The sequence below is a fragment of the Argonema antarcticum A004/B2 genome (assembly GCF_023333585.1).
GTDB classification, from domain to species: Bacteria; Cyanobacteriota; Cyanobacteriia; order Cyanobacteriales; family Aerosakkonemataceae; genus Argonema; species Argonema antarcticum.
The window spans coordinates 57,171-66,708 of sequence record NZ_JAIQZN010000006.1 but is presented as its reverse complement, the minus strand read 5'-3'; the positions used below and the strand labels follow the sequence as shown (position 1 = coordinate 66,708).

Annotated in this window: 9 protein-coding genes; 2 read left to right on the top strand and 7 right to left on the bottom strand. The window is 45.6% G+C overall.

The features are described from left to right. Together LAY57_RS04105 and LAY57_RS04100 are read right to left on the bottom strand one after the other, a co-directional pair. Nucleotides 1-968 (bottom strand): DUF4912 domain-containing protein (locus tag LAY57_RS04105; RefSeq protein WP_249065030.1); only part of this gene is annotated, 968 nt, incomplete at its 3' end. A gap of 666 nt (nucleotides 969-1,634) precedes the next feature. After that, nucleotides 1,635-4,145 (bottom strand): IMS domain-containing protein, encoded by a 2,511-nt coding sequence (locus tag LAY57_RS04100; protein ID WP_249065029.1) that lies wholly within the window; start codon nucleotides 4,143-4,145, stop codon nucleotides 1,635-1,637. Nucleotides 4,146-4,571: 426 nt separating this feature from the next. On the opposite strand from LAY57_RS04100, the gene pdhA reads away from it, so the two are divergent. After that, the gene (gene pdhA, locus LAY57_RS04095) at nucleotides 4,572-5,606 is read left to right on the top strand and encodes a pyruvate dehydrogenase (acetyl-transferring) E1 component subunit alpha (protein WP_249065028.1); all 1,035 of its coding nucleotides are present in this window, start codon (nucleotides 4,572-4,574) and stop codon (nucleotides 5,604-5,606) included. A 391-nt stretch (nucleotides 5,607-5,997) separates the two neighbouring features. On the opposite strand, the gene LAY57_RS04090 is transcribed toward pdhA, so the two are convergent. Beyond that, on the bottom strand, nucleotides 5,998-7,062 hold the full coding sequence (locus LAY57_RS04090; RefSeq protein WP_249065027.1) for a dynamin family protein: 1,065 nt from the start codon (nucleotides 7,060-7,062) through the stop codon (nucleotides 5,998-6,000). Between the two features lie 435 nt (nucleotides 7,063-7,497). On the opposite strand from LAY57_RS04090, the gene LAY57_RS04085 reads away from it, so the two are divergent. Further along, complete coding sequence (locus LAY57_RS04085; RefSeq protein WP_249065026.1) at nucleotides 7,498-7,659, top strand: hypothetical protein; 162 nt, start codon at nucleotides 7,498-7,500, stop codon at nucleotides 7,657-7,659. A 95-nt stretch (nucleotides 7,660-7,754) separates the two neighbouring features. On the opposite strand, the gene LAY57_RS04080 is transcribed toward LAY57_RS04085, so the two are convergent. The 4 genes from LAY57_RS04080 to LAY57_RS04065 are packed head-to-tail and all read right to left on the bottom strand — an operon-like array spanning nucleotide 7,755 to nucleotide 9,477. After that, a complete protein-coding gene (locus tag LAY57_RS04080; protein WP_249065025.1) occupies nucleotides 7,755-7,967 on the bottom strand; it encodes a DUF6887 family protein in 213 nt (70 codons plus the stop codon). Beyond that, a complete protein-coding gene (locus LAY57_RS04075) occupies nucleotides 7,964-8,239 on the bottom strand; it encodes a DUF6888 family protein (RefSeq protein WP_249065024.1) in 276 nt (91 codons plus the stop codon). The genes LAY57_RS04080 and LAY57_RS04075 overlap by 4 nt, the downstream gene beginning before the upstream one ends. Continuing rightward, nucleotides 8,223-8,747, bottom strand: a complete 525-nt coding sequence (locus LAY57_RS04070; RefSeq protein WP_249065023.1) for a DUF29 family protein — start codon at nucleotides 8,745-8,747, stop codon at nucleotides 8,223-8,225. The genes LAY57_RS04075 and LAY57_RS04070 overlap by 17 nt, the downstream gene beginning before the upstream one ends. 16 nt (nucleotides 8,748-8,763) lie before the next feature. Then, complete coding sequence (locus LAY57_RS04065; RefSeq protein ID WP_249065022.1) at nucleotides 8,764-9,477, bottom strand: Uma2 family endonuclease; 714 nt, start codon at nucleotides 9,475-9,477, stop codon at nucleotides 8,764-8,766. Nucleotides 9,478-9,538: the final 61 nt, after the last annotated feature.

Genomic DNA, 9,538 nt, shown 5'->3' with positions numbered 1-9,538 from the left:
TAGGAACTCAGCGCTTGTTCGTAAGAACTTACCGCGTAGGAACTGACGCCGTAGGAACTGACAGCCGGTACATAAGAGCTAACGCCGTAGGAGCTAACGCCGTAGGAGCTAACACCGTAGGAGCTAACACCGTAGGAGCTAACACCGTAGGAGCTAACACCGTAGGAGCCCGGTACCTGTTGCATAGAGCCGAATACAGAACCGGCTACCCGCTGCGCTTCGGCTTCTTTAGCCAAACCAAATATCTTCTGGGCGACGGCAACTCCTGCCACTCGCTTGCTGGGAGGAACTAGCTCTAGGAACTTCTTGCCGCGCAGGTCTTCTTCCCAAGAAACGGAGATGAATTGATCTTCAATCCAGTCACTGGGATAGATTGGAGGCATGTGTACGGTAGCGCAACGAGCCAGGACGAGCCAGCGGCCATCGGCTGTTCGATAGCCGATATCGACCACATAGTCGCGATCGCTAACTGGTATGGGCAGATACCATTCCCGCGCCAACTCATCGCAAGGGTATTCTTGAATGCTGTGAGGACTCTGGAACTCCAGATTCAGGTCGGTGACATCATAAAGCCGCAGAGCGATTTGTTGTCCCCCTTGGCGGCGCAATTCTTCCTTGCGTTCGTTGGGAATATCCCAATAGGCGTAAGCCCATTGCGGGTCGCGAGGCATTAAAACAATGCGGCTAGAACCGTAGCCAGCGGGAAGATCGGCTAATCCTTCATCTACAGAGGACAGATTGCCACCAGTACGATCTTCCTGACCTAGTTCAAATTTTGCTGCTTCCACTGCTTCTTGTGCCTCCAATGTAAGACGATCGGTAGAACCTTGAGCCCTTTGTGCTTCTAAAATCGACGCCAGCAGTTGCTCTTTACGCATTCGGCTATAGCGAGAAATGCCGTACTCACTCGCAACTCTTCGGAGTTGCCGTAATGTCATTTCCTCTAAAGGTGGGCGTTCTTTTGCCATATGGTTCTGGTCTCCAGTAATTTGAACGACTCTAATGTTGCTCCTGATTTATTAAATTTGTTCGCAGTCTAAACACAGTTAGCTGGGAACCCTTTATCCTCCTTATGCCTTTTTCATCTCTTTTTATTGGCGGCAATATCTGCCATTGCTCTATTTGACAGGTCTGCAAAAACAGAACTCTCAAGTGAAACATTCTTTTATTTGAGACTGGGTAGAACTAACAGTATTGGAATCACAGGCTGGGCATTAGGTTTGTTTTGGGGTGTGGTCATAAGTAGTTGGTTGAAACGAAAAGCTTTTCTTCTGGGCCTTGTCCTCCTTGTCTTCCTTGTCCTCCTTGTCCCCTACATCACCAACGGGTTTTGACCACACCCTTTGTTTTGGGATCGCGGGGATCGCTCTGTTACCAATATGTTGCAGAACAGTTACAGAGAAAGTCAAGAGGTTTCGATAGGGATTATGAGTATATCTACGCATTTATAGGCAACTTGGGAGCATTATGTCATGAAGTTATGACATATCTCCGATTTCAGTGGCGGTTGAATGTCAGGGTTTCATGACATTTTCTTAATGATGGAGCAGGAAATCAAAAGTCAGGCGGACAAAAGCGCCCGTCGCTTTTGAATGCCTGACTTTAAGTTGTGGATGAAAGCTTCCTGCAATAGTCTATAAAACCTTCATATTCTGAATGCGCCACTGGCCATTTTGGCGCACCAAGTCATAGCGAACACGCAGGTTAGAGTCGTAGGATTCTTTCTTAATCACTTTATTGCGTAGAAAGTGCTGAGCGGATTCGCTCACCTGTGCTTCCACTCTGGCTTGATTGGGATTGATCTGACGGATCTCGATCGAATCAACCTTAAGGTCATGCTTATATTCTCGATACCAGTTTTGTCTCTTAGCTGTTTGAGCTAACTTTTGCCATCGAGGTAAAGCTGGATTGGCTAAGATTTGGTTTAACCGATCGACATCGTGGTCTGGCCCGAAGGCTTTTACTTTAGTGGATAGCCAAGTTTCGATCGCTTGCTGGGCAACTTCTTTTGTCACAGGGCCAGGGCTGCTCAATAAGGAAGCGTCAGCTGTGGGAGTAGGTGAGGGGGCAGGCGAAACCTCCACCAATGGCTGCGTGACGGGCTGTGGTGCCTTGGAGAACAAGTTTTTTTGAGCCCAAACAACGAAAAGCAGAAAGACGCCTATCCCGATCGCACCGGCGACGAGCAGCCACTTTGGCGGTATCTGTTTAGTAGTTGCTGACTTAGCCGAAGTTTCTTCAGAACTTTGACGTAGACCGGAAAACAAATTTCTGAGATTTAGCTTGGACCATCGATTGGTACGCCCAGAACGCTTCGGTCCCTGACCCTGCCTGGTCGGGTTGGCTCTATTTGGAAACTCTCTGAGTCCGGGCGGCGATTCGCCTGGGTCGTCTCCGCCCGACTCCGGTACGGATGGAGCCTTGGAGGTACGCCCAGCAGCAGGCATTGCCGTGTATGACTGCGCCTCTTGTGAAGAAGCGGATTTGCGATCTCCCGCTTTGGCATCGATGCGCTCAGCGGCGGGGAGGGTTTGAACGCTGCCGGAACTTGCGTTTTGTAAGGTGGTGGGAACGGATGCTTGAGCGGTAGTGGTGCGGGGGAATTCGATCGCATTTCCCACTTCTTCAGTCGGCGTACTGCGAGGAATAGCACTTATACCAGCCGCCGATTGAGCCGCCGACCTTGATTCTACTAAAGCTTTAGTTCGCTGGATCTGACTTTTAAGACCTTGTACTGTCTCGCTTTCCGATTCTGGATCTGAGGCGGTTCGCGGTGTTGCTGATGGACGCTGGGAGCCGATCGCTTCCCATTCATTAGCTGCATCTGTTGCTGGCAGTGCTTCTAGGCTTGTTTGCAACTGCTCGTCAGCGAAGTAATCCTTCAGGGAAACCTTTTCCTTAGCCAAGTCTCGGAAATGGGGAAATACTTCCGTTTGCAACCAGCGTTCGCTATACAAACAAAGTCCCGGCAAAAGATCTGGAGATCCTTGAGAATGTTCTCGAATAAAAGCCAGCGACTCGTATTCCCCAGAGAATTCTAAGGCGTGAGAAGCTTCCTGGGTTTGTCCGAGTAGGAGGGCGCATACAGCTTGTTCCAGATGCACATCTTGCCGCTTACCGAGACGCATCAGCATCAGCTTCGCACGTCGGCTTAAAGCGGGCTGTCGTTGAATAAATCCCCGTGCCAATAGAGCGTAAACTGCCAGGTAAGTGGCTACAGCCGAGGGACGACGAGCTTCTTCTTCAAACAGAACCTGTTGCTCTGATGAGGTGAGATAAACGCGAATTTGTTGGATAAAGCGGAGAAAGTCATCTATGCTCAGTCCCGATCGATCGTCGCCACTGCCATCCATGCCGTCGCGTTCGTGCAGCATTTCGCGCAATAGCTGCAATCCCGATCGTCTTTGTTCTACCTTTTCTTCAGGCAGTGCTAGTAACTCTAATACTCGATAGGGGCGCAACTTGTTTAGATCTGCGTAGATTTCTCCCCTAACGCTGGCAAATATACCTTCGCGTAAAAGTAATTCTTGCCCTTCGCTGAGGGAATTGGCCGCATCTTCATATCGACGTTGCTGCCATTGCTCTCTGCCGAGTTCCAAGCAAGCCAGGGCGACAGTTAATACAATATCCTGTCGGATGATTTTGGGTTCTCCAAATCGGCCTTTTTCGATCGAGGTACTGCTATTGCTGAGGTAGGAGCGACCCAACTTCAATACCAGTTCGTATTCCCCCAATTCTTGCAGAATCAGCAAGGCACCGATGAATTCCTCGTCATTAATTTCGATACTGGGGGCAGGGTTAGCGCTGCCTGCGATCGATGTAGTCCCAGATAAGTTTGCTGACTCTGCCTGTTCAAAGGAGGTCGTTTTTGCTTGCTCGTCTGAGGTGTTGGCAGACTGTGGGCTAAACCCTCCCTGTGTGTAGGTGTTAGCGAGAAAACTAGCATCGTAAGCCTTACGCTCTTCTGGATCTCGGAGGACGACGTAGGCTTCGTCAAGCAGTTGTTTACGGGCGGCGATCGCCATTTCCGAATACTCGCGTCTTGGCAGTTGCAGGATACGATCGCCATAAGCCTGCTCTAACTGTTCCCCAGAAGCCTGTATCGGCACACCCAAAATTCGGTAATAATCCAGTGGAATACGCACGAGCCCCTATCCCCAGCAGCGAACAACTAAATTAGCTTATGTTATCGAATATAAGCCACTAAAAACAGTGCAATATGTCAAATGTTGTTTGGTGGCGTTGGAGTTGATTGCCTTTTCCCTGATGAACAGCGACCATCGGGTCATGCTCATTCTACTTCAGAAGCTCTCAAACCGATCGGCTTCTAGTGATTCGAGGGGCCGATCGGGTCTTTCGGAATTATTATGCTAGTGTTCAAAATGAACATTTTGTAGTAGGGGCACGGCGTCATCAATATGTCGGTTATACCAAGATTTTAATTAGTTGTGCTACTACGACCGCATATTTGACCCGAAAGAACCGTTTCCAGAATACATTTTCTGTCATCAAAAACCCCGATACTGCAAAAATAATAAGTTTGGGTCTTGCTGCGAGGATACAACAAATCAATGGTTCAGGAACGGACTTTACCTGTTTTTCAAACTTCACAAGTACAAATATCCAAAGAAGAAGGGCTGCGGCTCTACGAAGATATGACCTTGGGGCGCTTCTTTGAGGATAAGTGCGCCGAAATGTACTACCGGGGCAAAATGTTCGGTTTTGTCCATTTGTACAACGGTCAAGAGGCTGTGTCCACGGGCGTGATCAAGTCTTTACGCCAAGACGAGGATTACGTTTCCAGCACTTATCGGGATCACGTTCACGCTTTGAGTGCTGGTGTACCGGCTCGCGAGGTGATGGCAGAATTGTTTGGTAAGGCGACTGGTTGCTCGAAGGGTCGCGGTGGCTCGATGCATATGTTCTCTGGCAAACATCATCTGCTGGGCGGTTATGCTTTTGTGGCTGAAGGGATTCCTGTTGCTACTGGTGCAGCATTTCAATCTAAGTATCGCCGCGAAGCTTTGGGAGATGCCAATGCGGATCAGGTGACGGCTTGCTTTTTTGGGGACGGTGCTGCTAATAACGGTCAGTTTTTTGAGTGCTTGAATATGGCGGCGCTCTGGAAATTGCCGATTCTCTATGTGGTGGAAAATAATAAGTGGGCGATCGGTATGGCTCACGATCGGGCCACTTCTGTCCCGGAAATCTACAAGAAAGCTGCTGCGTTTGGGATGGCGGGTGTGGAAGTAGACGGGATGGATGTGTTGGCGGTGCGCCAAGTGGCACAGGAAGCGATCGCTCGCGCTCGTGCTGGTGAAGGCCCGACTGTAATTGAAGCACTTACCTACCGTTTCCGGGGTCACTCTCTGGCCGATCCAGATGAACTTCGCTCTAAAGAAGAGAAGGAATTCTGGTTTACCCGCGATCCAATTAAGAAGTTGGCTGCTTATCTGATTGAGCAAAGTCTAGCTTCTGGGGATGAACTCAAAGCGATCGAGCAGAAGATTCAGGCTGAAATTGATGATGCTGTGAAGTTTGCGGAGGAGAGTCCTGAGCCCGATCCTAGCGAACTATATCGCTTCATTTTTGCGGAAGACGAATAAAATACTCTGCTGCTCTTTTGTTTGAATGTTCATGGTTCATGGCTCATTGCTCATGGCCATGAACTATATACCGCTTTTCAAATCAGTAAGATACAGAGAAACCCGGTTTCTGACGTCTACTCGCTCTTATTGTAAGCCGCTGTAATATGTAGTAAAAGCGCTATTTTTTGTTGACTTTTATTTGGATTTATGATATCATTTTTTTAATCGGAATTTTGACAAAAATAATGTTTCTGTAAACATCCCATTCTTAAGAAGTATACACCAAAATTCAGGCTGACGCAAGACCATAGCGACCTTTTATATATACTAAGATAAGAGCAGATGGGAAAAGTAGGTAGATGGAAGAGATTTTTTGAGGTTTGATTGATTTTTCTCAAGTTTCAGTCCCTCACAGTACCTCCGGCGAACGACTTCTTTTTAAAGCAATAGATAATTGCCTCAATCGTTCGCTAACTTCTAAATTCGATTCTTGTGACTTCAAGTTATCAGGTATTTCAGCAAACAGAAGTGGATTTCCCTGCAACCACTCATTGAGAGCAACGCCAGTCCAAGTACCTTCTTTGTCTCGGAAACTATCAACTAAACCCTTCAGTTCTTGAATACAGTATGACTCGAAACCAGCAGCACTGAAAATTGCATAGCGTAGGTATTCTTCAAACGCATTAATATCATTTTCTACCTCAAAAACTACAGATTCTTGGGGCGACTTTATATCCTGATAAACATACCCAGCAATTTGTGTTGCTACTCCTGTGACTCCTAAGACTTGTTGCCGAAGTTCAGGATGTGCATCGGTTTCTGCACTATTGTATGTTACTATGCACAATGCCTCTCGGCACTGTTGAATAACATTTGCGTTACCTTGATCGCCCACATAGGCTAAACCAGGTAAATCAAGAATTTTTACCCTTGTTCCTTCTGGCAGTTCTAGTTTTGACTCTTTGACAAGCCGGAAAGGGTAAAAGATTGTAGATTGTGGACAAGCTAAATTCGGTTGTTTTTCTCTGTTTTCGATATAACTTATCATTGCTTCATATAAGCGCTGAGAAATTTTCTCCTCTCTGATACCTCTCCATTCTCCACACTCCCACAATGCACCTGGTGTTTCATGGATTATTAGAGACTTTTCCTTGCTATATTCGATAGTGACTGCCCCGGCGCTCATTTCACTTACGGCTACAGGAACAATTTCGGCTCCACACAACAAATTTACCAAAGTGCTTTTCCCGCTACTGGTGGTTCCTGTAGTCGCCAGAGTCAGAGTCGGATTACGAAGTTGATCGACCAGATTGCTTAAAGCCTCGTCTAATTTACTAGAGAGTTCTTGCATTTCTGGCTGATATGTATCTGGTAAATGCTCGGAAATTTCTGTATAAAAATTATTCCAGTATTTAGCAAGCAGTTGAGCTTTGAACTCTACTTCGTCAAAAACTTTGTATAATTGTTTACTCATGTGTTGAATACCGCTGTTTATAGTGAATATGTATCCTAAATAACATATTTGAGCCGCAACTCATCAAGGGCTAACAGTAAAAATCAGGATTTAACCATCAAACGAGGCTATCATAATATACCTGTAAGGATGCGACTCACTTTCTTTAGATAACTTTACAAACATGGTCTTAATCCCTCTTGCCTTCGCGTTCTTCGCGTCTGCTTTCCCCCTCTGGTGGCCAAAGTGGTTCGATAAAAAGCGCGATCGCCTTTCCATTTAGTTTTTAACAATAATGTAAAGAACATCAACGACATCATTGACACCATACTAGGATTTCGTATAAAATTGTACTCTTGGGTAATTTAATAGAAAGGGAACTCAAACAGTTCGGCTAATCACAGTCTACCGTCCCGATCCAAACTGCTGGATTAATTGGAGGATAAGAAGATGACCATGAAGAAATTGCAAGAATGGGCGCAATCACAAATTGATAATACAGCCAAACCTGAAATTAGACCAGATGTTGCTATTACAGTATTGCAGTTAGTTGACGAAATTGAAGAGTTAAAAAACCGGATCGGGGAATTAGAGAAAAAACTAGCTATTACTGCTTAATTAACATCCTCCCGCCGCTAATTCGGAGTACCGAATATAGCGGGGGATGAAACGCGGATTAGATAAAAAAGCGCGATCGCCCACTCAATTTAATTCTACACTCTCCTACCAGGATCTCGGCGTATCTTCTCCAGAAACTCAGGATAATTATCCAAATCTTCAGGTGATTTTAGAGGCGGCATTGTTACCCAATTTCCCTCTTTTTCTGCTTTGTCTACGTAAGCGTAGAAAGCTTCATTATCATCTGGATGAGCAATTACGTAAGTTCTTAATTCTTTGCGAGTCATTTCCTGAAAATTTGGTTTCATGTTTCGTATCTCCATTCACCATCTTGGTCGATCGATATTTCGTGTTCTTCACCCGCTAGGATAAACACTTTGCCTGTGCGTTCATCCAAACGTACCAGAAAAATAGGCATATACATCTTTGTCAGTCTGCAACAAAGAGTAAAGCATTGAAAAGCCTGCGCTACTGTAGGAATAGTGGATGCCCCTATAAACTCTCCCTTATCTAGTTTACACAAAAAATAGCGATCGCTCTTCACCTTGTGTCTCATGCTGACTCTATCTTTGCTTACCATATTGCCAATTTTCACCACCCGGTAACTGAGCTAAATGCTGTTTAATAACCGATGGTAAAGTTTTTGCTGAAGGATCGTAAGTCAGATCCAGAAACTTTTGTGCAATCATCATTATCTGGTTTTTATCTACTATCTCTAGTAGTTCAAATGGCGTATATATTCCATCACTTACTTCCACGCTAGCAGCATCAATTGCCGCCTCAAACTCATCTTCAAGCATTTCCTCCCATTCATCTATCTTAAGGTAGTAAGATGTTTTATTATCTTGTAAATTTAGCTTTTTAATCTGACGAATAGAATCGGAGATAGAATTTGCCCACGAATTGGTTAATCGTTGCTCAATTTCGTTCTTAATTAAATGCACCAGCAACCTAAGTAAAAAGGATTGGATGTTACGCAGTATGGCTTGTCTGCTCATTCCTTCTAATTCATCTACAATTATCAAAGCATCTGCGTAGCGTCCTTCCAGGATGCTTGCTCTTAAATTTGTGAGTTCCTGAGTCGTCATAACCCATCACCTTAAACTAACTACCACTTAATCGATTAACAAAATCCGCGTGTTCTGTTGTAGCCAAACCGGATTGCACTACACCTAAAACTTGAGCTAAATCTCCATCAAGCAAAGCCGATACAGCCAGATCCAAACCGGGAAACATTTCGCTACGAACTACACCATTCGCATCGGGTTCAAGTTGCACATACTCGCCTTCCCTCAACCTAAACCAATTTAATTGTTTGTCGTTAACTTTCCAGACTAAATATTCCTGCACTCCGTTACGACGATAAACCCTTAATTTGTCATACAAATCGTAAGAAGCGGTACTAGCTGCTACTTCTACAATTAATTCAGGTGCGCCTTCAATATAATCATCATCGCCGATCCTAGATTGACCGCCTACACTTGGATCTAATCGCAGTAGTGCATCTGGTTGCGGTTCGTTGTCCAAATCAAGACGAACTGTGGCATTGTCACATAACATCACCCCAGGTGTTGCGGCAGAGTAGACAAATAGCCAGCCTATAATATGACCGTGGGGTTCACCGTGACTTGTAGCACGCACTGGTGATGCCATATAGACCACTCCTTCAATTAATTCAGCTTTTTTAATATCCGGCATTGCTTCATAACGCCTCTCGAACTCATGCCGCGTTAGTCTGTCGCCATTCTCTAGGGGTGGTATGGTAGCTTTACCCGCCTGTTGCTGTGCAGAAGCGGATAGGGATGTTTGTAAGACCATAAGATATTACCGTGTAAGAGAAATCAGCTCTTATCTTTAGGATAGCGATATGCCTGGGGCT